This window comes from Microbacterium sp. Ru50 (assembly GCF_002920555.1).
In the GTDB taxonomy this organism is placed as follows: domain Bacteria; phylum Actinomycetota; class Actinomycetes; order Actinomycetales; family Microbacteriaceae; genus Microbacterium; species Microbacterium arborescens.
The window spans coordinates 553,180-576,226 of the sequence record NZ_PQSV01000001.1; the positions used below are offsets into that span (position 1 = coordinate 553,180).

Genomic DNA, 23,047 nt, shown 5'->3' on the forward strand with positions numbered 1-23,047 from the left:
GGGAAACTCGTGCATCAGATCGCCCTCATCCCCTGGCTCGACCCCGCCACCATCATCAGCGCGGCGGGCCCCTGGGCTCTGCTCGTGGTGTGCTTCATCATCTTCGCCGAGACCGGACTGCTCGTCGGCTTCCTGCTTCCCGGCGACACGCTGCTGATCATGGCGGGCCTGCTGTCGAACCCGGTCACGCACGCACCCCACGGGGTCTTCGGGATCAACGTATGGATCGTCGGTCTCCTGATCGGATTCTCGGCCTTCCTCGGCGGTGAGGTGGGCTATGTGATCGGCCGCAAGGGCGGCCCCGCCGTCTTCGAGCGCAAGGAATCGGGCCTGTTCAGTCGCCGCAACGTCGAGCGCACGAACGCGTTCTTCGAGCGATACGGCGGCGTCACCGTGATCCTCGCCCGCTTCGTCCCCATCGTCCGCACATTCGCGCCCGTCGCCGCCGGTGTCGGCAAGATGCCGTGGCATCGGTACTCGCTCTACAACCTCATCGGGGCCGTCATCTGGGGCTTCGGCCTGACCGTGATCGGCTACCTCGTGAGCCTGATTCCGGGCGTCGGCGAGTTCGTCGCGAAGTACATCGACGTCATCCTGCTCGCGGCCGTCGTCGGCACCGTCTTCTTCATCGTGTGGCACTACTTCGCCGAGAAGCGGAAGGCGAAGAAGGAGATGGCCGCCGGACCCGACGAGTACACCGACTCCGAAGAGGCGCGCGAGCTCGTGCTCGACCCGGAGGTCTTCCGTGAGCACGGCCACCCGCACGTGCACCGCCCCGGGGCGCCGGCGGCTGAGCCCGACGGCGGTCACGAACCGCCGCGGAGCTGATCAGGAGGCTTTCGCGCTCTTCTTCGCGGGAGTCTTCTTCGCGGCCGTCTTCTTCTTAGCGGGCGCTTTCTTCGCGGGCGACTTCTCGTCGGCATCCGGCTTCGCCGCCGCACTCTTCCCGGCGCGCTTCTTCGCGGGCGTCTCGGTGTCGCCGTCTCCGGCATCGTCGCTGGATGTCTTCGAGCCCCCGCCACGCGCCGCACGGCTGCGCTCGACACTCGCCCGCAGCGCCTCCATCAGGTCGATGACCTCGCCGCCCTCCTTCTCGGCCTTCTCACCGAAGGTCTCGGAGGTGTCGAGAGCGTCGCCCTTCTCGAGCTTGGCGTCGATGAGGGTCCGCAGCTCCTCCTGATACTCGTCCGTGAACGCCTCGGGGTCGAAGTCGCTCGAGAAGCTCTCGACGAGGGATGCCGACATCTCGAGCTCCTTCGCCGAGATGCGCACCGACTCATCGAGGGCCGGGAACGCCGCCTCACGGACCTCGTCGGCCCACAGCAGCGTCTGCAGCACGAGGACATCGCCCCGCACGCGCAGCGCCGCGAGCCGCGTCTTCTGTCGCAGGGAGAACCGCACGATCGCGGTCCGATCCGTCTGCTCCAGGGTCTTGCGGAGCAGGACGTACGACTTGGGCGACGACGAGTCGGGCTCGAGGTAGTACGCCTTGTCGAGCGTCAGCAGATCGATCTGGTCGCTCGGCACGAACTCGACGACGTCGATCTCGCGGCTCCGCTCGGAGGGCAACGACGCCAGATCCTCCTTCGTGAGCACGACGGTCTGCTCGCCGTCGTCGTAGGCGCGATCGATATCGGCGTAGGGCACGACCTCACCGTCGATCTCGCAGATGCGCTGGTAGCGGATGCGCCCGCCGTCGGCGTTGTGCACCTGGTGCAGGGGCACGTCGTGGTCCTCGGTCGCCGAGTAGACCTTCACCGGCACATTGACGAGCCCGAAGGTGAGGGCGCCTTTCCAGATCGATCTCATGCACGAAGTACACACCGCAACCCCTCGGCGACGCCAGCGGGTGGCGCAATAGCCTGTCGGCATGGCAGGAGAGCAGACGGTCCGGGTCGACGGCCGACGTCTGCGGCTGTCGAACCTCGACAAGGTGCTGTACCCCAGAACGGGCACCACCAAGGGCGAGGTGATCGACTACTTCTCGCGCATCGCGCCCCTGATGCTCCCCCACCTCGACCGGCGCCCGGTGACGCGCAAACGCTGGCCCGAGGGCGTCGAACAGCCCGATTTCTTCGCGAAAGCCCTCGAGCCCGGCGCTCCCTCATGGCTCCCCCGCATGCCGATCGACCATTCCAGCGGATCGAAGGACTACCCCCTCGTCGAAGAGGTGGCCTCGCTCGTCTACCTCGCGCAGGTCGCGAGCCTCGAACTGCACGTCCCGCAGTGGCGCTTCACCGACGCCGGCGAGCGCGGCTCTCCCGACCGGCTCGTCCTCGACCTCGATCCGGGCCCCGGTGTCGGGCTGGCCGAGTGCGCCGAGGTGGCGCGGTGGGTGCGCAGCATCCTCTCGGACATGGGAATGGAGTTGTTTCCCGTCACGAGCGGAAGCAAGGGCATCCATCTGTACGCTCCGCTCGCCGGCGCGAAGACGAGCGATCAGGCCTCGGCGTTCGCGAAAGAGCTCGCCCGCGCTCTCGAGGCCGACCACCCCGACCTCGTCATCAGTCAGATGACCCGGAGCGCCCGCACCGGCAAGGTCTTGCTCGACTGGAGCCAGAACAACGGTTCGAAGACCACCATCGCGCCCTATTCGCTGCGCGGCCGCGATGAGCCGACCGTCGCTGCACCGCGAACGTGGGACGAGCTCGACGATCCGGACCTCCGCCACCTCCGCTTCGACGAGATGCTCGAGCGCGCAGACGACGTCGGCGACCTGCTCGCGGCGCTCGCACCCCGGCGAACGGCACCGCTGGCGCCGTACCTCGCGAAGCGGTCCGCGGACCGCACGCCCGAGCCCATGCCCGATGCCGTGTCGGGTGCTGCGGCGGGCGTTGCGGGTACCGCACCAGCGGGCAAGCCCCGCTTCGTCGTGCAGGAGCACCATGCCCGGCGGCTGCACTACGACCTGCGCCTGGAGCGGGACGGAGTGCTGGTCAGCTGGGCTGTGCCCCGCGGCATCCCCGAGACGACCGACCGCAACCATCTCGCCGTGATGACCGAGCCGCATCCGCTGGAGTACCTGACCTTCCACGGCGAGATCCCCGCCGGCGAGTACGGTGCGGGCACCATGACGATCTGGGACACCGGCGTCTACGACCTCGAGAAGTGGCGCGAGGACGAGATCATCTTCACCCTCCGGGGCACCACCGGCGGAACCGCGCACGACGCGCGCCTCGTGCTCATCCGCACCGGCGGGTCGGGCGAGAAGTCGCAGTGGCTCCTGCACCGGCTGAAGACCGAGGCTCCGGGGTCGGCCCCCTCCGCACCCGCGGGGTCTGCGCGGCCGGAGGCATCCGCGCGGCCGGCGCCGTCCGCGCGGCCGCCGGCATCTGCTCATCCCGACGCCGAGACGGGCGCATCGACGATCGCGGCGGGACCGGTGTCGCCCATGCTGGCCGTCTCATCGTCGCGCGGAGCCGCCCGCGCGACGGCGGAACGCTGGGGGCCGTGGGTCGAGTTCAAGTGGGATGGCGTGCGGGCGATCGCGTACTGGGACGGCGAGCGGATGCGGTTGCACGCCCGCAGCGGCACCGACATCACGGCCCGCTACCCCGAGCTCACGGGCGAGGATGCGGATCTGGGACTCGGCGAGACCCCCCTGGTGCTCGACGGAGAGATCGTCGCGCTCGACGGGGCGGGACGCCCGAGCTTCCCGCTCCTGCAGAACCGGATGCACCTCACGAAGGCCCGCGACATCGCGCGGGAGCGCGACCGCACGCCCGCCGATCTCTTCGTGTTTGACATGCTGCGGCACGGCGACCGCGACGTCACGACCCTGCCGTTGCGCGAGCGCCGACGACTGCTCGAGTCCGCGACGGCGCACGCAAAACCGCCGCTCACGGTGCCGCCCGTCACCGACGACCTCGACGCCGCGCTGACCGTGGCTCGGGAGCTCGATCTCGAGGGTGCCGTCGTGAAAGATCCGTCATCCCGTTACCGCCCCGGCGTTCGATCGGAGGAATGGCTCAAGGTCAAGCTCACCCGCACGCAGGACGTCGTCGTCGGCGCGATCCGGCCGGGCAAGGGCGAGCGGCGCGGGGGCATCGGGTCGCTGCTGCTCGGCATTCCCGACGACGACGGCGCTCTGCACTACGCCGGGCGCGTCGGCTCCGGGTTCTCCGATGCCGAACTCGCGCGGCTGACCGCCGCCCTCGAGCCTCTCCGCTCGAACGAGAACCCGTTCGTGGGCATCCCCGCAGCCGACGCCTCCGACGCCCGGTGGGTTCGACCCGAGCTCGTCGGCGAGGTCGAGTTCGCCGAGTTCACGCCGGGCGGCATCCTGCGCCACGCTCGCTGGCGGGGCCTGCGGCCGGACCGGACCCCCGGCGACGTCCGCCGAGAGGAGAGCTAGGGTCGCCGGTCGGGGTTGTGCCGTCGGGGTGTGCCGACGACAGGCTGAACCGCTGCACTCGGTCGCGGCGTGCGGGGTGCGTCGGCGACCGGCCCGCGCGGCGCGGTGGGCCTGCCGGACGAAGGTCAGAGCGAGCGCAGCAGCTCGGTGAGCGCGACGAAGGCTCGCGCGCGGTGCGACGCGGCGTTCTTCTCCGCTGCCGACCACTCCGCGACGGTGCGAGCCGGCTCCGGCTGCCCGTCGGGCACGAACACCGGGTCGTATCCGAAACCGCCCTCGCCGGCCGCCTCGGTCGCCAGCCGGCCCGGCCAGACGCCCTCGACGACATGTTCGGTCTCACCGTCGACGAGCGCGATCACCGAGACGAACTGAGCCGTGCGACGCGGATCGGCGATGTCGGAGAGCTGATCGAGCAGCAGGGCCGTGTTGGCGGCGGCATCCTTCTGGTGACCGGCCCAGTACGCCGAGAAGGCACCCGGGGCTCCCCCGAGCGCGTCGACGCAGATCCCCGAGTCGTCGGCGAGGGCCGGGAGCCCCGTGTGCGCCGCGGCAGCCCGGGCCTTGATGAGCGCGTTCTCCGTGAAGGTGACGCCGTCCTCGATCGGTTCCGGCCCGTCGTGCCCGATGACCTCCAGGTCGGGGCGGACCGCCGCGACGATCGCGTGGAACTCCTCGACCTTGTGGGGGTTGTGGGTCGCCAGGACGATGCGGCCGGTCATGCCAGCGTCGCCGTTTGGATGTCGCGCAGCTGCGCGCACCCGTTCACGCCGAGCTCGAGCAGCGCATCGAGCTCGCGCTTGTCGAAGGGAGCGCCCTCAGCGGTGCCCTGCACCTCGACGAAGAGCCCGCGGCCGGTGACGACGACGTTCATGTCGGTCTCGGCCCGCACGTCCTCGACGTAGGCGAGGTCGAGCATCGGCGTTCCGTCGATGATCCCGACCGACACCGCCGACACGGAGTCCACCAGCGGCGCCGAGCGCTGCGCGATGAACTTCTGCGACCGCCCCCACTCGATGGCGTCGGCCAGGGCGACGTAGGCCCCGGTGATCGCGGCGGTGCGGGTGCCGCCGTCGGCCTGCAGCACGTCGCAGTCGATGACGATCGTGTTCTCGCCCAGCGCCTTCGTGTCGACGACGGCCCGCAGGGCGCGGCCGATCAGTCGCGAGATCTCGTGCGTCCGTCCGCCGACCTTGCCCTTGATCGACTCGCGGTCGTTGCGGCTGTTGGTCGCTCGCGGCAGCATGGCGTACTCCGCCGTGACCCATCCCTTGCCCTTGCCGGTCAGCCAGCGCGGGACGCCGTTGGTGAACGAGGCGGTGCAGAGCACCTTCGTGCCCCCGAAGCTCACGAGAGCCGATCCTTCGGCGTGTGCGCTCCAGCCGCGCTCGATCGTCACGGTGCGGAGCTGGTCGGCGGTGCGCCCGTCGGCGCGCAGGGAATCGGTCATGAAGGTGTCTCCGATCGGACGGCGGATGGGGGTCAGGATGCGGGCGGGGCGAGCTTGGGCAGCACGATCGCCCCCGTCTGGACCATGCGCACCGAGGGCACGCCCCGGCCCATGAGCCGGTCTGCGAGGTCCAGGAAGTCGTCGCCGGAGTCGCCCGTGGCCTCGTAGACGTGACGGGGCACCGCCGAATCGTGCGCGAGCAGGCCCCGGGAGACGAGCTGACGGTACACGTCCTTCGCCGTCTCGGAGTCGCTCGAGACGAGCGCGACGTCGGGGCCCATGACGTAACTGATCGCGCCCTCGAGGAACGGGTAGTGGGTGCAGCCGAGCACGAGGGTGTCGACCCCCGCTTCGCGCAGCGGCGCGAGATAGTCCTCGGCGACGGCGAGCACCTCGGGCGACTGCGTGATGCCCGCCTCGACGAACTCCACGAAGCGGGGGCAGGATGCCGCGAAGACCTCCAGCCGCTCGTTGACCTCGAGCATGTCCTGGTAGGCGCGGGAGGCGATGGTGCCGACTGTCCCGATCACGCCGATGCGCCCGTTGCGGGTGGTGGAGATCGCTGCCCGCACGGCGGGGTTGATGACCTCGACCACCGGCACGTCGTAACGCTCACGCGCGTCGCGGAGCAAGGCGGCGGAAGCGGTGTTGCACGCGATGACGAGCATCTTCACGCCCTCGTCGACGAGGGTGTCGAGCACCTCGAGCCCATAGCGCCGAACGTCGGCTATGGGCTTCGGACCGTACGGCGAGTGCGCGGTGTCACCGATGTACAGCAGAGACTCCCGCGGCAGCAGCTGCGAGATCGCCCGCGCCACTGTGAGCCCCCCGACACCCGAGTCGAAGATTCCGATGGGCGCGTCGTTCACGATCATCGAGCCTACCTGGCCTCGCCGCCGCGGCATCCCGTGTCGTCGGTGCGCAATGCAGCGTCGCTACAGTGGCAGTCATGGCCTCCAGCGCTCTGCTCACCGACCGTTACGAGATCACGATGCTGCAGGCGGCCCTGCGCGACGGCACGGCCGATCGACGCTGCGTGTTCGAGGTCTTCGCGCGGCGGCTCCCGGGCGGGCGGCGGTTCGGCGTCCTCGCCGGCACCGGACGGCTGCTCGAGGAGATCGAGCGCTTCCGCTTCGGCGACGAGGAGCTGACGTTCCTGCGCGAGCACGCGGGTCTCGATGAGACCACCCTCGCGTGGCTCGCCGACTATCGCTTCACCGGCACCATCACCGGATACCGCGAGGGCGAGCTCTACTTCCCCGGTTCACCGGTCCTGACCGTCGAGGGGACCTTCGCCGAGGCGGTCGTCCTCGAGACCCTCGTGCTCAGCATCCTCAACTACGACTCCGCCGTCGCCACGGCGGCGGCGCGCATGGCGATCGCCGCCGGGGACCGCCCTCTCGCCGAGATGGGGTCGCGCCGTGCGCACGAACGCAGCGCGGTCGCGGCCGCGCGGGCAGCCCACATCGCCGGCTTCGGGGCCACGAGCAACCTCGAGGCGGGTCGCACGTGGGGCATTCCGACCATGGGCACCGCGGCACACGCCTGGACGCTGCTGCACGACAGCGAGGAGGCTGCCTTCCGCAGCCAGATCGACGCGCTCGGCGCCGACACGACGCTCCTGATCGACACCTACGAAATCACCGAGGGCGTCGCAACGGCCATCCGGGTCGCGGGCACCGGACTTGGCGGCGTGCGGATCGACTCGGGCGACCTCCCGACCGTCGCAGCGGACGTCCGAGCGCAGCTCGACGAGCTCGGCGCCCACGCCACGCGCATCACCGTCACGAGCGACCTCGACGAGTACGCGATCGCGGCCCTGGCGGCATCCCCCGTGGACGCCTACGGGGTGGGAACGTCGCTCGTCACGGGCTCGGGCACTCCGACCGCCGGCATGGTCTACAAGCTCGTGGCGCGTCAGAACGACGACGGGTCCTGGCTCTCGGTCGCGAAGGCCTCGGCGGACAAGGTGTCGCACGGCGGACGCAAGACGGCGTTCCGAGCGCTCGACAACGGCACGGCTCTTGAAGAGATCGTCGTCGTATCCGACGGGTTCGAGCCCCTCGACACTCCCGCCGAGCATCCCGATGCCCGCGCACTGCAGACGGTGTTGTTCGCCGACGGCCGGGCCGTCGTGGATTGGGTCGGTGCCGCCGGCGTTCGGGCCGCCCGAGCCCACCACGCGAGCGTCATCGAGGAGATGCCGGTTCGCGCTCTGGCACTGAGCCGCTCCGAGCCCGCCATCCCGACGATCTACCGCGACGCGGACTGAGGCGAATCCCCGCTTCGCCGAAAACGCACCGCCCCGCTCAGAACGCACCCATGACGGTGCACTCTCGGCGGGGCGGTGCGTTCTCGCGAGTTCAGCAGCGACCCGTCAGCGCGTCATCGACTCGTAGATCTCCTTGCAGGTGGGGCAGACCGGGAACTTCTCGGGGTCGCGACCGGGCGTCCACTTCTTGCCGCACAGCGCGCGCACGGGCTTACCGGTGATCGCGGACTCGAGGATCTTGTCCTTCTTGACGTAGTGCGAGAACCGCTCGTGGTCGCCCGGCTCGATCGTCTCCTCGCGGATGAGCTCTTCGAGCTCACGGTCGAGGGTCGCGAGACCGCCCTGGTCGGGAGAATCGAGAGGAGTGCTCATGCGGGAATTCTATCGGCGAACGGTCAGGTCGTCTCGGCGAATGCCATCAGCCGGTCCCCGCGCCGGTCGAACAGCAGACCGCCGATGAGGATACCGGCCACGAGCACGACGAGCCCGACCCCGACTCCGGTGCCGAGAGCCCACCACTGCGCGTGCGATTCGCCCAGCAGGAACCGCCACGACCACCACAGCGCCGGTGCTGCCGCGAGCAGCGCCCCCACCAGCACCGCTCCCTGAGCGAGCCCGCCGCCGGTGCGCTGCGGCTGCTGGAAGGGGCTGTCACCGTGTCGTGCGACCGCGTAGGGCGCGAGCACGGACGAGACCGACGAGAGACCGAGACCGCCGAGGAGCAGCGCGGAACAGACTCCGACCATGACCGGCAGGACGCCCCAATCACCGTGGATGCCGATGCCGACGGGGATCGCGATGGCGAGCAGCGGCAACGCCACGAGAAGCAGCGGCACCAGTCGACCGACCCGGTCGGACGCACCGCGCACCGCGCTCGAGATGTGCAGCCAGACGGCCGAACCGTCGTACGCGAGGTCGTTGTGGACGACCCAGCCGAGCAGGAGCGCGATGAGCGGCGCGGGGATCAGCGCGGCGATCTCGTGCGGCACGCCCACGATGACGAGCGGTACGACCGCGACGACAGACGCCACCGGGATGATCGCGATGTCGACGAGGTAACGGGGATCGCGCAGCCAGTAGACGAGAGAGCGCGCCGCGACAGCGCCCCCGGGCGTTCCGGGGGTCACGGTGAACCAGCCGAGCCCGCGGCGCTCGCGCACGGAAACGGGCCGTTCGGTGTGGGTGAGCATCCGCCGCACGATCAGGATCCATGCCACGGCCAACGCCGCCGCCGTGAGGACCGCGACGATGACGACGGTCGGCCGGGGGTCGAGCGGGAGAACCCAAGCCGCCCCGATGGGGGTGACCGCGAGCGTCCCCACGGCCGCGAGCAGCGGGCCGGGGACGCCGTCGTCCCAGTTGAGCGAGGCCAGGAAGACCGCGACCGGAATCGCGACCACGCCGATGCCGAGCAGCAGCAGGGTCGTGAGCTCCCGCGATCGACGCTCCGCGAGCACGAGAGCGGCTACTCCGAGCGCGACCCGCGCGAGGAGGAGCTGAGTGACGACGATCAGCGCCGCGCCGAAGACGGCGGCCACCGGGTCGACGCCGTGGGCGATCCAGGTGAGCGCGACAGCGACCGACACGACGATCACAGCCGCCGACGGCAGACTCAGCGGACTTGCCGCAGCCGTCGACGCGGCGACGAGCCGCCAGTCACGACCCGTCACGATGAAGGCACGCGGATCGAGCGGGTCGCGAACGGGCGTGACCAGCGGCACGAGGGCGAAGCATGCCGAGACGGCCGCACCGCCGACGGCGAGCACCACGAGAGCGCTGGCGTAGGGCGCATCCTGCAGACGCAGGAGCGCGAGGACGATCGCGCCGACGAGAACCACGGTCGCTGCGAGCGCTGCGAGCGCGCGGGCACGGTGGAACCGCAGTGCCCCGACGAGGACGTCGAACCTCAGTCGGAGAACGTGTGCAACCATTCGAGGCCCTCCACCGCGCTCGTCCCGCCGGCAAGTTCGAGGAACCGCTGTTCGAGCGTGCGTCCGTCACGTACCTCGTCGACGGTGCCCGCAGCCAGGATGCGGCCGCCCACGAGGACCGCGACGCCGGAGCAGGCGCGCTGGACGAGCTCCATCCCATGACTCGACAGGATGACGGTGCCGCCGTGATCGACGTACTTCTGCAGGATGTCGAGGATGACGGCGCTCGACACCGGATCCACCGACTCGAAGGGCTCGTCCAGGACGAGCAGTCGCGGCGCGTGGATCATCGCGCCTGCGAGCATGACCTTCTTCGTCATGCCGGCCGAGTAGTCCGAGACGCTCCGTCCGAGTGCGTCGGTCAGATCGAACGCCGCAGCCAGGTCGGCGATGCGGTTCTCGACGACGGCGGGCTTCAGTCCGCGCAGGACCCCGTAGTAGTAGAGGAGCTGGCGGCCGGAGAGACGGTCGAAGGTGCGCAGCCGGTCGGGGAGAACGCCCATCTGCCGCTTCGCCCCGGCCGGGTCGCGACGGATGTCGATCCCCGCGATCTCGACCGCTCCCTCATCGGGGCGGAGAAGGCCCGCGATCATCGAGAGCGTCGTCGTCTTTCCCGCGCCGTTGGGACCGACGAGTCCGTAGAAAGATCCTGCGGGGATCTCGAGGTCGATGCGATCGACCGCGCGTGCCTCACCGTAGGCCTTCGTGACGCTCCGCAGGCGCAACGCCGGGGCGCTCGGGGCGACGTCCTCGGAATCGTGCGCCGAGGTGACCCCGCTTGCAGCCACCGTCGCGATGACGACCTCTTCGGAGGGCTCGGCGTCATCGTCGGAAGCGGCCGCCTCGGGCTCCGGTTCCCCTCCCTCGTTCGGAGCCACGACGCCCTCCGGCTCCGGGTCCGGCTCAGGCTCCGGCTCAAGCTCCGGCTCCGGCGCAGGCTCCGGGTCCGCGTCCGGCTCCGGCTCCGGCTCCGGCTCCGGCTCCGGCTCCGGCTCAGGCTCCGGCTCAGGCTCAGGCTCAGGCTCAGGCTCCGGCTCAGGCTCCGGCTCCGGCTCGGCGTCGGGCTCCGGTTCGGGTGCGACGTCCGCGGAAGCCACGGTTTCCGCAACGGCATCCTCATCAGGTGCGGTCTGGGTGACACCATCCGCAGACGTCTCGCCGGCGGACTCACCGGTCGAGGCCGCCTCCGACGGGGTCGCATCGGCTGCGACGGCCTCGTCGACCGCCTCGGGAACGATCTCCACGGCCTTCGGGCCCGTGTCCGCCGCAGGCGCCACGAACGACGCCGCCGCCACGGCGGCGGGAATCTCCGGCTTCGGCGGTGTCGCCCCCGCCTCCGGCGCCGCGTCCGTGGGACGCGGCTTCCGCGGGGCCTTCTTCGCGCCAGTCGAGCCCGATGCACGCGGCTTGCGTGGCTTCGTCGTCCGGGGAGCGCCCTTCTTGGTCGCCGTCGTGGCTCGCTCGGACGAGCCAGCGGAGGGTGCTGCCGCAACCGCGAGCTCGGCGGCCGCGACCTCTGCGGGGATGTCGGGCAGAGGCGGCGCGGACGTACCGACAGGCGACGCGCCACGCTGTTCGTGCTGAGGGGTGGCTGAGTCGTCTGTCACGCCTCAAACCTATCAAGCGGGCCGTCTGCGCCGAGGCTCCGCGTCATGGGGGAACACCGAGAATCGCGCTACCAGCAAGGTCACGAAAGCGCAACGGCTGCAGGTGTTCGGGCGACCTCCCAGATCGGGTCGCTACCATGAAAAATGCTGTCCCGGGGTGTCGCTCCGGTGAATGCTGATCTAACTCGTAACTTCAGGAGATACTCGTGGCCCTTCAGATCGTGATCCTCGCCGCAGGGATGGGCTCCCGCCTGGGCCGCTCTCTCCCCAAGCCGCTCACCGAGCTGAACGACGGCCGCAGCATCATGCAGCAGCAGCACGACAACATCCGCGCGGCGTTCGGCGACGATGCCCGGATCACCACCGTGGTCGGCTACCGCGCCGAGACGATCGTCGACGCTTTCCCGGATGTCGACTACGTCTACAACGCCCGCTATGACGAGACGAACACGTCGCAGAGCCTGCTGCGCGCGCTCAAGGCGTCGGGGCGCGGGGGCGTCCTGTGGATGAACGGCGACGTCGTCTTCGACCCGCGTGTCCTCGGCCGTGCCGTCGCGCTCATCGAGCGCGACCAGTCGTTCGTGACGGTCAACACCGCGAAGGTCAGCGACGAGGAAGTGAAGTACACCGTCGGTGCCGACGGCTTCATCGCCGAGCTCTCCAAGACCGTCCGCGGCGGCATCGGCGAGGCGGTCGGCATCAACTACATCTCCTCGCGCGACAAGAAGGCGCTCATCGCGCAGCTCGGCCGCGTCGACGACCAGGACTACTTCGAGCGCGGTCTCGAGCTCGCCGTCGCCGAGAACGGCCTCCGGCTCGAGCCGATGGACATCTCCGACCTGTACGCCGTCGAGGTCGACTTCGCCGAGGACCTCGAGCGCGCGAACCTGTACGTCTGACGGCGCCGCCGCGCCGCAGGCGCGAGAGGATGGGTGCCATGGCCCGTAAGGTGCACCGCATCGACTCCCTTCCCGACGACGCTCCGCGCCGCGACGCGGGCGAGGCCGGCGCCGGGCAGCATCCGCTGAGCGTCCGGACACTCGACCGGCTCCTCGCAGTCCAGCGTCCGGTCGTCCTGGCGCACCTGCGGGGCATCCGCCACCGGCATCCCGAGGCGACGACCGCACAGGTCGTGCAGATGCTCGAGCGCCGCTATCTGACCGCCGTCACCACGGGCGGCGCAGCAGTCGGCGCGACGGCCGTGATCCCGGGCATCGGCACGGCGACGACCCTCGCGCTCAGCGGCGTGGAGACGGCGGGGTTCCTCGAGGCGACGGCGTTGTTCGCCCAGTCGCTCGCGGAACTGCACGGCATCCCCGTCGACAACCCCGACCGCGCGCGGGCGCTCGTGCTCGCGCTCATGCTCGGCCGTGAGGGCGCCGACCTGGTGGGGCAGTTCGCCAAGCAGGCGAGCGGAAAAGGCGGCCCCCGCAGTTCCTATTGGGGTGAACTCGTCACGTCCTCGCTCCCCCGTACCGCCGTCGGCCCGGTCCTCGACCGGCTGAAGCACGCGTTCGTGCGCCGATTCGCCGCCGCCGGCGGGGCGTCCGTCGTGGGCAAGGCACTCCCGTTCGGCATCGGTGCCGCGATCGGCGGAACCGGCAACCACATTCTCGGCCGCCGTGTGATCTCCGGCGCCCGCCGCGCGTTCGGGGTGGTTCCCGCGAGCTTCCCTGCGGCGCTCGAATCACGCGACGAAGATCAACCGATCGGACGAGGCGCCGGGCTCGTGGCGCGGCGGATCAGCGGCGTCTTCGCCGAGGGAGGCCGTCAGATCGGCACGCTCGCCTCTCGTCCGTTCCGGCGTGGCGAACGCAGCGGCGCGATCGCAGACGACCGCGGCACTGATGAACCCGCCGCCGTCGCCGAGCACGATCTCGACGGCGGGAAGGAATCATGACCGCTTTCCTGATGTCGATCCTCATCGTCGGGGCGCTGTTCAACGTCGTCACCTGGCCGACGTTCCTGCGGCGGGTAGCGCGCGATCCGCGCGCGACGGATGCCGCGGGCCGGCGCACCCGGTTCTTCACCGTGCACCTCGTTCTCGTCGTCATCGCCCTCGTGCTGGCGGCGCTGTTCGTGGTGGGCGCGGTGATGATCGGCGCCGCCGCGCTCTGAGCCTCGGGCGGGGCCGCGGGTCAGGCGTCGTCGAGCTCGGCCTCGTCGCGTTCGTCTGCGACCGTCACCGTGCGCGCGTCCCACTCCGCCCACCGCTGCATGAGCAGCTCGATGGCAGCGTGGAATCGTGCCGTCGCCGCGCCGGGCGATGTGTCGCCGAAGTAGTGGTGCGACCACACGCGGAGCTGCTGCGTGGCCTCCGGGTCGTCGGCGACGCGGTCGGCGATCTCGACGATCGACGCGGCGGAGTCCGCATCGAGCCACGCGGCGTCGGCGAGGTAGCCGCCCCTGTCGACGAGCGCCGCAGGGTCGACCGGACGGGTCACCAGCAGGGGCTTCGCCACCGCCAGCCGGTCGTAGATCATGGCCGAGATGTCGACGACGGCGAGGTCGGCGGCGGCCAGCTGCCAGCCCAGCTCCGGCCCGTCGTCATAGACGTGATGCGCGAGCGGGTCGGCGGCGTTGGCCGCGGCGATGGCGGCGACGATGCGTCGGTGCGCGTCGCCGTACGCCGCATCCACGACGCCGGAGCGAGGGTGCGGGCGATAGATCAGCCGATGCCGCGGTGAGGCGAGGACGGCCGAGACGAGCGATTCGCCGTGCGAGGCGATCGAGCCGTAGTGCGCGGCGGGCCGGTCGCCCTCCCACGTCGGGGCGTAGAGGATGACGCGGCGTCCGTCGTCGGGGTACGGCAGCGCACCCGAGAAGTGATCCGCTTGCGGCCGTCCGATCGCTATCGTGCGCGCGTCGAGGTCGTAGTCCCACAGGACGCGACCGAGCCGTTCGCGGGCCGCGTCACCGGCGATCAGGGCGTAGTCGTACGCCTTGAACTGGTTGGTGGTCATGTACATCTTGTCGGACTCGCCGTGGTTGATGAAGACGTGCCACCGGTGCCCGTACCGGAACATCTGGAAGTTGCGGGTGTTCTGGTTGACGTAGAGGACGATGCGGATGTCCTGGGCCGCGACCACCGATTCGAGCGCCCGGACGGTCGGAGCGAAGACGACGGGCAGCGCGCCGTCGGAGAGAAGCGCCTGCGCACCCGTCGCGCTGCGGCTGATGACGACGACCGGCCAGGTCTCGGCGAGGAGCTGCAGCGGCTTGTACCACTGCCGCATCTGGTACATGTTCACCTCGCCGTCGGCGAAGTAGACGGCGATGCGGAAGTGGTCGGTCGCCGGCTTCGGCAGTAGCGCGAGGGAGCGCCGCACGTCGACGTACGCCGCTCGGTTCGATACCGCCCGCCGCACGAGGGCTACGGCTTTGCGCGCGTCAGCGATGATTCCCACCCCTCCAGGGTACCGAGGGTGCGAGCCAGGACCGGGACGCGTGACATGATCGACGGATGCATGACGACGCGCACCGCTGGCGTCCCGCGCCTGTCCCGGCCCCGGACGCGGGCGTGTCCTTCGTCATGCCCGTCCTCAACGAGCGCGCCTACCTCGAACGTGCGGTGCGCAGCGTGCTCGCCCAAGAGCTCGACGCCCCGATCGAGGTCATCCTCGCCCTCGGCCCATCGTCCGACGGCACGGAGTCCGTCGCCCGCCGACTGGCCGACGAAGACGCGCGGATCCGCCTGGTGCGCAACCCCGCCGCCCATATCCCCGTCGGCCTGAACATCGCGATCCGCAGCTCCCGCTATCCGACGATCGTCCGGGTCGATGCCCACTCCGAGCTCGAGCCCGGCTACACCAGAGCGGCGCTGGAGACGCTCGCCCGGGTGCAGGCGGCGAACGTCGGCGGAGTCATGCGCGCCGAGGGGCGGAGCCCGTTCCAGCGAGCCGTCGCCCGGGCATACAACTCGCGCATCGGACTCGGCGGCGGCGCCTACCACGGCGGAACCGACGAAGGCCCGGCGGAATCGGCCTACCTGGGCGTGATGCGGCGCAGCGTGCTCGACGAGGTCGGGCTGTTCGACGAAGGCATCCGCCGCGGCGAGGACTGGGAGCTCAATCTCCGCATCCGACGCGCCGGGTACCGCGTATGGTTCGACCCCGACCTCCACGTCACCTACTGGCCTCGCGAGAGCTGGGCTCGCCTGGTGCGGCAGTTCCGGGCCACCGGCTCCTGGCGAGGAGAGCTCGTGCGGCGTTTCGGCCGGCGGAACGGCCTGCGCTTCTTCGCTCCCCCGCTGCTGGTCATCGCCGCCGCGGCGTCGCTCGTCGTGGGTGCGGTCCAGCTGTCGGGAGCGTTGTCGGGGCGCACCGGCATCCTGCTGTCCGTGTTGCACCTTCCGATCGCGGCCTACGCCGCGCTCGTCGCCGTCGTCGCGGCGGGGCGCGGTGGGGGCCGGAGTCTGCGCGACCGGCTGTGGACGCTCGCGGTCCTGCCGTCGATGCATCTCTCCTGGGGCGTCGGCTTCCTGCAGGGCGCCGCGCGCGGTGCCCGGGGCACTGTCGACACATCGCGCCTGGCGCGCAACACGCCGCTGCCCTGACTCCGCTTTGCCCGCTCTCGCTCGGTCCTGCTCAGTCGCGCGAGACGAGCCCCTGGTCGAGGATGCGCGCAACGACGCGTTCCGCAGCACTCCCGTCGTCGCGAGGGTTGAAACGCGCACGCCAGCGTGCGTAGCGCTCGGGGTCACCGGCCTCGTCCGCTGCGATTGCTCGGACCAGATCATCCTGCGTGCGCACGATCGGGCCTGGTGCCCACTCGGCGAGATCGAAGTAGAAGCCGCGCAGCTTGCCGCGGTAGTGCTCGAGGTCGGGCACGAAGAAGTAGATGGGACGGCCGGTGACCGAGTAGTCGAACATCACCGAGGAGTAATCGGTGATGAGGGCGTCCGAGGCGAGCTGCAGGGCGGCGAGATCGGGGTGCGACGTCACGTCGATGACGCGCGCGCCGCGCTCGTCGGTTCCCGGGGCGAGTGTGCGCGAGTGTCCGCGCACGAGCACGACCGCGCCCGTCGACGCGGCGAGGGCAGGCAGGTCGAGGAAATCGACGATCGTCTGTCGGTCATCCCGCCAGGTCGGCGCGTAGAGCAGGACCATCTCGTTCGCCTCGATGCCGAGTGCCGCGCGCGCGGCATCCCGGTCGCCGGAGTGGAGGTCGTCGGTGCGCGGATACCCTTCCACCCACACGGGCTTGCGACGGAAGGCGTAGGCGGCACGGAGCACGCGTGCGCTGTACGGGTTCTGTGCCAGCAGGATGTCCCAGCGCCGGCTCTCGCGGAACACCGCCAGCGCCCGGCGAGGGTCGAAGCCGGGTCGATGCAGGGCCAGTCGCTTCAGCGGTGTGCCGTGCCAGGTCTGCAGCACAGCCTGCCCCGGCTTGCGGACGAACGGTCGGCGCAGCCAGTCATTGACCACGAGCAGGCGTGCCACCGCGCGGGCTCGCCACCACTCGGGGCTGCCGTCGACGACGGCGATCGCCCCCTCGGGCACGGCGACCGAGAGGTCGACGACGCTCCAATAGCGGGTGACCCCTGGGGCTGCCCGCGCCAGCTCGCGGTCGATGGCACGCGGGTTGTCGCTCGCGCTCCGGCCGTAGAAGCTCTCGAAGAACACGGCGTTCTCGAGGGGGCCGCGGTGTGCGGCGTAGCGCTGTTCGAGAGCGCGGCGCCCCTCGCCCGAATCCAGTGCCGGGTCGACGGGAGGGGCGATCGCGAGCCGTGCTCCGTCCCAACTCGCGCGGAGCAGGGGCGTTCTCAGTTCCGCGCCCGCGCCGTCGGCCCGATCCTCGCCCTGTGCCGGGACGCCGTCGACGACGAGGGCGTAGCTGCCGGACGGCAGCGGGAGCTCGGGGCCTCCCCAGCGCGCGGCGTGCAGGGGAAGGCGCGCGGTCCAGCCGCCGTCGCCGGCGGTCACCTCGCCGCGCGCTCCGGCGCGCGGACCGACGATCTCGATCCGGGCGGGAACATCCCCGGTACCGGTCACCGTCATCACCGGCAGCTCCTCGCCGCCGAAACCGATGCGCATCACGACCGCTCCCCCGCTGATTCCGGCACCGCCGCGACGATGGCTTCGTGCACGCGCCGCGCGTTCCGTCCGTCTCGCCACGCATGCATCCGGCGGCTCAGTCGGTCCGCACGGGACCGCCGACGGTCCGCCTCGGATTCATCCCCCAGCACAGCGTCCAGCTGTGCGCACAAGACCGCCCACGACCGTGCCGCGTCGTCGCCGGCGACCTCGGCATAGGTCCCGTAGAAGCCGCGGGTGCGCGCGTAACGCTCGACGTCCGGCGCGAGGAAGAGCGTCGGCAGGGGCACGAGCCCCGCGTCGTATGCGAGAGACGAGTAGTCGGTGACGAGCACGTCCACGGCGGCCAGCAACGGCGTGACATCAGGAACGAGGTCGCTTCCCAGCATGCGCACGCGACGCGTCGCCGCGGGAGGTGTGTAGTCCCCGCCACCCAACGGGTGCGATCGCACGAGGAGAACGGCGTCATGGGTCTCCAAGACGCTCAGGATCCCCTGCCAGTCCGCCGAGTCGGGCGTCGCCGGGTCGGGCTCGCCGTCGCGCCACGTCGGCGCGTAGAGGACGACACGCGCGTCCGACAGCCCCGGGAGGACGTCATCGAGCAGCCGCCGAGCCTCGCGCCGCGCGGCGGGCGGGTCGGGCGGCGAGAGGACGTCCACACGGGGCTCGCCCAGGACGGGAACACGCGCGTCGTCGAGTCCGAAGGCGCTCTCCAGCCGGCCGCGGACACGATGGGATGCTGCGGGCAGCAGGTCGATCTGCGCCTGCGCCCGCCGGTACGCCAGCGCGAGGAGCCACCGGATGCCGGGAACGGCGGCCAGCCGCCCGGGTTCCGTCGTCACCGGAGAATCCAGGCCGATCCGCTTGAGCGGGATGCCGTGCCAGAGCTGCACGAGGAACGCACCGCCGACGCCGTATCGGTTGACATCGCCGAGGCCGTGGGTGACGACTACGACACCCGCGCGGGCAGTGCGCCAGAAACCGGCGAACGAGTCGCGCTGCACGGTCGGGATGCCTCGTCGTCTCGCCTCCTCTTCCTGGCGCGGCGAAGACACCACCCAGACGGCCCGACGGCGGGGCGCGGCCTGCCAGAGAGCGAGCGCTCCGTCCGCGATCCCCACGGCGCACCCGAAGACCCACGCGGATCGGTCCCGCGGGATGACGAAGGTGGCGAGGCGTCCCGCGAGATACACGGGGATGCGCAGGACCTTGCGTACGTTGCCCGCGCCGAACGAGAAGGACGCCACCCCGCGAGCCTATCGCGGGGTGGCGTCCGGGCCGGTACGGCGTTTACTGCTGCAACTGGCCGAGGGTGACGGTCGCCGTCTGCTCGCGGCCGTCGCGGACGTACGTCAGCTTCGCCTCGCTGCCGGCGGCCAGCGCCCGCACCTGAGCGGTCAGGTCGACCTGGTCGGTGATGGCGATGCCGTTGAACTGCGTGACGATGTCGCCGTTGCGCAGACCCGCGGATGCCGCGGCGCCCCCGGCGGTGACCTCGTTGATGAGGGCGCCGGCACGGGTCGCTCCCGGGGCGGAGGCGGCATCACCGACGGTCGCGCCGAGCAGGCCGTGGGTGGCCGAGCCGTTGTCGATGATCTCGTTGGCGACGCGCTCGGCGACCGTCGAGGGGATCGCGAATCCGACGCCGATGGAGCCGGCCTCCGTGGATGCACCGCCGGCGCTCGCGATGGCGACGTTGATGCCGATCAGGCGGCCCTTGCCATCGACGAGGGCGCCACCGGAGTTGCCCGGGTTGATGGCGGCGTCCGTCTGGATGACCGAGATCGCGATCGAGGACTTCGGCTGCGAGGGGGTCTGCTGCCCCTGGCCGAAGTCGAACTCGAACGGCGTCCGACCGCCGGGAGTCTCCTCCTGCTGCGTCCCGCCCTCGGACTCGGGCGCTGCGGACGACGCGATCTGGATGGAGCGGTTCAGCGCGCTGACGATACCCGTCGTCACCGTGTTCGACAGCCCCAGGGGGGCACCCACGGCGACCGTCTGGTCGCCGACGTTGAGCTTGCTCGAGTCGGCGAACTCGATCGGGGTCAGCCCGGAGGCATCGGTCAGCTTGATGACCGCGAGGTCGTAGGTCGGGTCGGTTCCCACGATGGTGGCGGCGTACACCCGGCCGTCCGACGTGGTGACCGACAGCTTCGGGTCTCCCGTGGCACCGTCGAGGGTGACGACGTGGGTGTTCGTGAGCACGTAGCCGTCGTCGCTCAGGATGACGCCGGAACCGGTGCCGCCGGAGGTGCCCGCCGAGGCGGAGATGGTCACGACGCTCGGCAGCACCTTGGTCGCGATGGCCGTGGTGGCGTTGACCGAGTCGGGGTTGTTGACGGTGATCGACGACGGGCCCGAGCTCTGCGACGCGGGCGCGGACACGAAGGACGAGCCCACCGCCGCGGCTCCTCCGACCCCGGCCGCTCCGCCGACGAGCGCGGCGGCCACGAGGATGGCCGCGATCTTGCCGCCGCCGACCCTGGTGCGGTCATGCGGTTCGGGGGCGGTGGCGGTGGCGGGCTGACCGAAAGCCGCACCGGCGTGCGGCGCGGGCTGGCCGTAGGGCTGTGTCGGCTGCGTGTGGAACGTCGACCCGCTGTCTGCCGGGGCACCGGGCAGGGGCGGGCGGGGCGGGATGGTCGCATCTGTGCGCGGCGCCGCTGCCGCATCAGGTGCCGACACGGGCGATGTACGGGCGTGGTCGGCAGGCTGCTCGGCGTCGCTTCGCGCGTCGGGAGTGCGGTCGTCGGGGAAGTTCTGGTCGCTCATCGAGGTTGCTCCTTTGTCCAAGCAAGAACAGGTTGCCGCGCGATGCTGTGGTTTGCCTATGCCGAGGTTGGGACACGCCTATGCGTGTAGCGTGAACCGGATGCACGAGGTTCCCGGCGCCTGGCGCCGCGCCGCACGCGGCGCCGGCCTGCTCACCGATGAAGGCTCCCCCGTTCCCACCATCTTCGCGGAGATGACAGCGCTCGCGGCTCGGACGGGCGCGATCAACCTGGGCCAGGGCTTCCCCGACGAGGACGGTCCCATGGAGGTGCTCGAAGCCGCTCGGGCGGCTATCTCCGACGGACGCAACCAATACCCGCCCGGTCGCGGCGAGCCGGAGCTGCTGGCTGCCATCGCCGATCACCAGTCGCACTGGTACGGCATCGAGCTCGACGCCGACACGCAGGTGCTGGTGACCGCCGGTGCTACCGAGGCGCTCGCCGCCACGGTGCTCGCACTGGTCGACGGCCCGGACGACGAGATCGTCGTCTTCGAGCCTTACTACGACGCGTACGCGGCCCTGGTCGCCCTATCCGGTGCCCGGCTCGTGGGCGTGCCGCTGCGGTGGCCCGACTTCCAACCCGATCTCGACGAGCTCGCGGCAGCCGTCACCGATCGCACCCGCCTCATCCTGGTGAACGATCCGCATAATCCGACGGGTACGGTCTTCTCGCCCGAGACGATCGAGGAGATCGTGCGCCTGGCGCATCGCCACGACGCCGTGATCGTCACCGACGAGGTGTACGAGCATCTGACCTTCGACGCGCCGCACGTTCCGATCGCGACCGTGCCCGGTGCCGCAGAGCGGACACTGTCGATCTCGTCCGCGGGCAAGACGTTCTCGGTGACCGGCTGGAAGGTCGGGTGGGTCACGGGTCCCGCCGACCTCGTCCGCGCCGTTCTCGCCGTCAAGCAGTGGCTCACGTATGTCAACGCCGGCCCGTTCCAGCCTGCCGTCGCCGCCGGACTGCGGCTTCCCGACGCCGTCTTCTCGGGCATCGCCGACCGCCTGCGCGCGGGTCGCGACCTCCTGGGCGCCGGTCTGCGCGAGGCCGGCTTCGCGGTGTCGACCCCCGCGGGTTCGTACTTCACCGTCGCGGACACCGCACCCCTCGGGGCATCCGACGCCGATGCGTTCTGCCGGGAGCTGCCGGACAGTGCGGGGGTCGTGGCGATCCCGTTGACGGCTTTCGCCTCGCCGGCGCACCGGGGCGAGTACGCGACGCTGGTGCGGTTCGCTGCCTGCAAGCGCCCGGACGTCCTTGCCGAGGCGTCAGCTCGACTCGCGCGGGCCTTCTGAGCGCGGGACGACCTCGAAGCGACGCAGCCGGAGCGCGGGGTTGACGCGTCGCACGCGCTCGACCGCATGGACGTCGACGTGCGCGACGGCGACGTCGCTCGATGTTCCCACCGCGGCGATCTCCACGCCCTGCGGATCGAACACGCCGGAGTTGCCGACCCCCAGCGGCGGCGGATGGTCCGCTGCCGCGACGAAGAGGGTGTTCTCGATCGCGCGAGCCCGCAGAAGCGTGTTCCACTGCAGTTCCTTGAGCGGACCGCGCACCCACTGCGCCGGAACGAGGACGACGTGCGCGCCGGTGTCGGCCAGGACGCGGCCGATCTCGGGGAACCGCAGGTCGTAACAGGTCATCAGAGCGAAGCGCACACCGTCGATCTCGAAGGTCTCCGGGGGCGCGATCTCACCGGCCTCGACCCAGTCGGACTCGCGTTGCCCGAAGGCGTCGTAGAGGTGCAGTTTGCGATACGACGCGACGAGCCCGTCGGGGCCGACGGCCACGACCGTGTTGCGCACGCGTTCGGCGTCCGACGCCCGCTCCAGAAGGCCTGCGACGATGTGCACGCCGTGGAGACGTGCGAGCTTGTGCAGCCCCTCGACGAACGGGCCCTGGAGGTCCTGGGCGTTCTCGCGGAGCGTCTGGTCGAACGGGTCGACGAAATAGCTCGAGTACTCCGGGAAGAGCACGACCCGGGCTCCGCGCGACCGAGCCCGTTCGACGAACCCGGCGATCGCGCGGAGGTTGTCGTCGACATCGGCGGCGGGTGCGAACTGGGCGACGGCGAGAGCTGTCATCGGTCCTCCGAACGGCGGTGGCGGTAGATGAGCGGCGAGACCACCCACAGCGCGGCGATGAGGAACGCCAGCGCGCCCCCCACTATCCAGGATGCCGCAGTACTGACGACGACGTCGAAGACGAAGACGACCACGCCCACCAGCAGGACCGACACCGTCACCAGCGCGAACAGCAGAGCCGTGTGGCCGAAGGCGACCACGGCAGGCTTGGCCCGGCGTCGGAACAGGCCGCGGTGAAGTGCGACCGGGGAGAGGGCGACGATCGCGCTGAGGGCCGCCAGCACGATGAGGGTCAGATAGAACACCCGCTGCGGTCCATTCAGGTCGCGGAACGCGGGTTGGAAGGCGAGGGCCAGGAGGAACCCCGTCAATATCTGGGTGCCCGTCTGCAGCACGCGCAGCTCCTGCAGCAGTTCGTTCCAGTTGCGGTCGGCACGCTCATCCGCCGACTCGGCACGACCGTCGTCTGCGACGTCATCGCCTCGGTCGGCGACCGGGGTCGCGGGGCTCATGTCGGTATCCTCCTCGCCCCGGGTC

21 protein-coding genes are annotated in these 23,047 nt (G+C 70.7%); 8 read left to right on the forward strand and 13 right to left on the reverse strand.

The window, feature by feature from the left end:
• Positions 1-9 precede the first annotated feature (9 nt).
• A complete protein-coding gene (locus C3481_RS02615; protein ID WP_023951153.1) occupies positions 10-828 on the forward strand; it encodes a DedA family protein in 819 nt (272 codons plus the stop codon).
• Here C3481_RS02615 and C3481_RS02620 read toward each other — a convergent pair whose 3' ends face one another.
• Positions 829-1,809, reverse strand: coding sequence for a Ku protein (locus C3481_RS02620; RefSeq protein ID WP_103840676.1), 981 nt, complete (start codon positions 1,807-1,809; stop codon positions 829-831).
• Between the two features lie 61 nt (positions 1,810-1,870).
• On the opposite strand from C3481_RS02620, the gene C3481_RS02625 reads away from it, so the two are divergent.
• Positions 1,871-4,354: an ATP-dependent DNA ligase gene (locus C3481_RS02625; protein ID WP_103840678.1), complete on the forward strand. Its 2,484-nt coding sequence runs from the start codon at positions 1,871-1,873 to the stop codon at positions 4,352-4,354.
• A 125-nt stretch (positions 4,355-4,479) separates the two neighbouring features.
• On the opposite strand, the gene rdgB is transcribed toward C3481_RS02625, so the two are convergent.
• Genes rdgB through murI form a run of 3 tightly spaced genes read right to left on the reverse strand, consistent with a single transcriptional unit; the run spans position 4,480 to position 6,670 of the window.
• Positions 4,480-5,073, reverse strand: coding sequence for an RdgB/HAM1 family non-canonical purine NTP pyrophosphatase (gene rdgB, locus C3481_RS02630; RefSeq protein WP_103840681.1), 594 nt, complete (start codon positions 5,071-5,073; stop codon positions 4,480-4,482).
• Positions 5,070-5,801, reverse strand: a complete 732-nt coding sequence (gene rph / locus C3481_RS02635; RefSeq protein WP_023951161.1) for a ribonuclease PH — start codon at positions 5,799-5,801, stop codon at positions 5,070-5,072. The genes rdgB and rph overlap by 4 nt, the downstream gene beginning before the upstream one ends.
• Positions 5,802-5,833: 32 nt before the next feature.
• Positions 5,834-6,670 carry a glutamate racemase gene (murI, locus tag C3481_RS02640; protein WP_036304919.1) on the reverse strand — a complete coding sequence of 279 codons (837 nt, stop codon included), beginning with the start codon at positions 6,668-6,670 and terminating at the stop codon, positions 5,834-5,836.
• 80 nt (positions 6,671-6,750) lie between these two features.
• Between murI and C3481_RS02645 the strand changes: the two genes are divergently transcribed.
• Entirely contained in the window at positions 6,751-8,073 is a 1,323-nt protein-coding gene (locus tag C3481_RS02645) for a nicotinate phosphoribosyltransferase (protein ID WP_103840683.1), read from the forward strand.
• A 105-nt stretch (positions 8,074-8,178) separates the two neighbouring features.
• Here C3481_RS02645 and C3481_RS02650 read toward each other — a convergent pair whose 3' ends face one another.
• Genes C3481_RS02650 through C3481_RS16840 form a run of 3 tightly spaced genes read right to left on the reverse strand, consistent with a single transcriptional unit; the run spans position 8,179 to position 11,611 of the window.
• Entirely contained in the window at positions 8,179-8,445 is a 267-nt protein-coding gene (locus tag C3481_RS02650) for a DUF3039 domain-containing protein (protein ID WP_023951164.1), read from the reverse strand.
• A gap of 23 nt (positions 8,446-8,468) precedes the next feature.
• Positions 8,469-10,004, reverse strand: a complete 1,536-nt coding sequence (locus C3481_RS02655) for a hypothetical protein (RefSeq protein ID WP_088380293.1) — start codon at positions 10,002-10,004, stop codon at positions 8,469-8,471.
• Entirely contained in the window at positions 9,980-11,611 is a 1,632-nt protein-coding gene (locus C3481_RS16840; protein ID WP_308457268.1) for an ATP-binding cassette domain-containing protein, read from the reverse strand. The genes C3481_RS02655 and C3481_RS16840 overlap by 25 nt, the downstream gene beginning before the upstream one ends.
• A gap of 206 nt (positions 11,612-11,817) precedes the next feature.
• On the opposite strand from C3481_RS16840, the gene C3481_RS02665 reads away from it, so the two are divergent.
• The 3 genes from C3481_RS02665 to C3481_RS02675 are packed head-to-tail and all read left to right on the forward strand — an operon-like array spanning position 11,818 to position 13,729.
• On the forward strand, positions 11,818-12,510 hold the full coding sequence (locus C3481_RS02665; RefSeq protein WP_083990674.1) for an NTP transferase domain-containing protein: 693 nt from the start codon (positions 11,818-11,820) through the stop codon (positions 12,508-12,510).
• 38 nt (positions 12,511-12,548) lie between these two features.
• Complete coding sequence (locus tag C3481_RS02670) at positions 12,549-13,511, forward strand: hypothetical protein (protein ID WP_242435624.1); 963 nt, start codon at positions 12,549-12,551, stop codon at positions 13,509-13,511.
• Positions 13,508-13,729, forward strand: coding sequence for an SCO4848 family membrane protein (locus C3481_RS02675; RefSeq protein ID WP_023951170.1), 222 nt, complete (start codon positions 13,508-13,510; stop codon positions 13,727-13,729). Before C3481_RS02670 ends, C3481_RS02675 begins: the two co-directional genes overlap by 4 nt.
• Positions 13,730-13,749: 20 nt before the next feature.
• Here C3481_RS02675 and C3481_RS02680 read toward each other — a convergent pair whose 3' ends face one another.
• The gene (locus C3481_RS02680; RefSeq protein ID WP_103840685.1) at positions 13,750-15,018 is read right to left on the reverse strand and encodes a CDP-glycerol glycerophosphotransferase family protein; all 1,269 of its coding nucleotides are present in this window, start codon (positions 15,016-15,018) and stop codon (positions 13,750-13,752) included.
• 56 nt (positions 15,019-15,074) lie between these two features.
• Here C3481_RS02680 and C3481_RS02685 point away from each other — a divergent pair, with 56 nt between their 5' ends.
• On the forward strand, positions 15,075-16,166 hold the full coding sequence (locus C3481_RS02685) for a glycosyltransferase family 2 protein (protein ID WP_064956706.1): 1,092 nt from the start codon (positions 15,075-15,077) through the stop codon (positions 16,164-16,166).
• A gap of 31 nt (positions 16,167-16,197) precedes the next feature.
• Here C3481_RS02685 and C3481_RS02690 read toward each other — a convergent pair whose 3' ends face one another.
• Genes C3481_RS02690 through C3481_RS02700 form a run of 3 tightly spaced genes read right to left on the reverse strand, consistent with a single transcriptional unit; the run spans position 16,198 to position 20,418 of the window.
• Positions 16,198-17,646 (reverse strand): CDP-glycerol glycerophosphotransferase family protein, encoded by a 1,449-nt coding sequence (locus C3481_RS02690; RefSeq protein WP_103840687.1) that lies wholly within the window; start codon positions 17,644-17,646, stop codon positions 16,198-16,200.
• Positions 17,646-18,893 (reverse strand): CDP-glycerol glycerophosphotransferase family protein, encoded by a 1,248-nt coding sequence (locus C3481_RS02695; RefSeq protein ID WP_023951178.1) that lies wholly within the window; start codon positions 18,891-18,893, stop codon positions 17,646-17,648. The genes C3481_RS02690 and C3481_RS02695 overlap by 1 nt, the downstream gene beginning before the upstream one ends.
• Positions 18,894-18,936: 43 nt before the next feature.
• Positions 18,937-20,418, reverse strand: coding sequence for a S1C family serine protease (locus C3481_RS02700; protein ID WP_071918223.1), 1,482 nt, complete (start codon positions 20,416-20,418; stop codon positions 18,937-18,939).
• A 100-nt stretch (positions 20,419-20,518) separates the two neighbouring features.
• On the opposite strand from C3481_RS02700, the gene C3481_RS02705 reads away from it, so the two are divergent.
• A complete protein-coding gene (locus C3481_RS02705) occupies positions 20,519-21,718 on the forward strand; it encodes an aminotransferase class I/II-fold pyridoxal phosphate-dependent enzyme (RefSeq protein ID WP_103840689.1) in 1,200 nt (399 codons plus the stop codon).
• On the opposite strand, the gene C3481_RS02710 is transcribed toward C3481_RS02705, so the two are convergent.
• Positions 21,692-22,510, reverse strand: a complete 819-nt coding sequence (locus tag C3481_RS02710; RefSeq protein ID WP_088380298.1) for a carbon-nitrogen hydrolase family protein — start codon at positions 22,508-22,510, stop codon at positions 21,692-21,694. The two genes, C3481_RS02705 and C3481_RS02710, sit on opposite strands and share 27 nt — an antisense overlap.
• On the reverse strand, positions 22,507-23,022 hold the full coding sequence (locus C3481_RS02715) for a DUF6328 family protein (protein ID WP_023951186.1): 516 nt from the start codon (positions 23,020-23,022) through the stop codon (positions 22,507-22,509). Before C3481_RS02715 ends, C3481_RS02710 begins: the two co-directional genes overlap by 4 nt.
• Positions 23,023-23,047: the final 25 nt, after the last annotated feature.

What these genes read in the sequence shown, in the direction of transcription:
- C3481_RS02620 (WP_103840676.1), bottom strand. Translation starts at nt 1,809, where the DNA reads ATGAGATCGATCTGGAAAGGCGCCCTCACCTTCGGGCTCGTCAATGTG.
- C3481_RS02625 (WP_103840678.1), top strand. Translation starts at nt 1,871, where the DNA reads ATGGCAGGAGAGCAGACGGTCCGGGTCGACGGCCGACGTCTGCGGCTG.
- rdgB (WP_103840681.1), bottom strand. Translation starts at nt 5,073, where the DNA reads ATGACCGGCCGCATCGTCCTGGCGACCCACAACCCCCACAAGGTCGAG.
- rph (WP_023951161.1), bottom strand. Translation starts at nt 5,801, where the DNA reads ATGACCGATTCCCTGCGCGCCGACGGGCGCACCGCCGACCAGCTCCGC.
- C3481_RS02645 (WP_103840683.1), top strand. Translation starts at nt 6,751, where the DNA reads ATGGCCTCCAGCGCTCTGCTCACCGACCGTTACGAGATCACGATGCTG.
- C3481_RS02650 (WP_023951164.1), bottom strand. Translation starts at nt 8,445, where the DNA reads ATGAGCACTCCTCTCGATTCTCCCGACCAGGGCGGTCTCGCGACCCTC.
- C3481_RS02655 (WP_088380293.1), bottom strand. Translation starts at nt 10,004, where the DNA reads ATGGTTGCACACGTTCTCCGACTGAGGTTCGACGTCCTCGTCGGGGCA.
- C3481_RS02670 (WP_242435624.1), top strand. Translation starts at nt 12,549, where the DNA reads ATGGCCCGTAAGGTGCACCGCATCGACTCCCTTCCCGACGACGCTCCG.
- C3481_RS02675 (WP_023951170.1), top strand. Translation starts at nt 13,508, where the DNA reads ATGACCGCTTTCCTGATGTCGATCCTCATCGTCGGGGCGCTGTTCAAC.
- C3481_RS02685 (WP_064956706.1), top strand. Translation starts at nt 15,075, where the DNA reads ATGCATGACGACGCGCACCGCTGGCGTCCCGCGCCTGTCCCGGCCCCG.
- C3481_RS02690 (WP_103840687.1), bottom strand. Translation starts at nt 17,646, where the DNA reads ATGCGCATCGGTTTCGGCGGCGAGGAGCTGCCGGTGATGACGGTGACC.
- C3481_RS02700 (WP_071918223.1), bottom strand. Translation starts at nt 20,418, where the DNA reads ATGAGCGACCAGAACTTCCCCGACGACCGCACTCCCGACGCGCGAAGC.
- C3481_RS02705 (WP_103840689.1), top strand. Translation starts at nt 20,519, where the DNA reads ATGCACGAGGTTCCCGGCGCCTGGCGCCGCGCCGCACGCGGCGCCGGC.
- C3481_RS02710 (WP_088380298.1), bottom strand. Translation starts at nt 22,510, where the DNA reads ATGACAGCTCTCGCCGTCGCCCAGTTCGCACCCGCCGCCGATGTCGAC.
- C3481_RS02715 (WP_023951186.1), bottom strand. Translation starts at nt 23,022, where the DNA reads ATGAGCCCCGCGACCCCGGTCGCCGACCGAGGCGATGACGTCGCAGAC.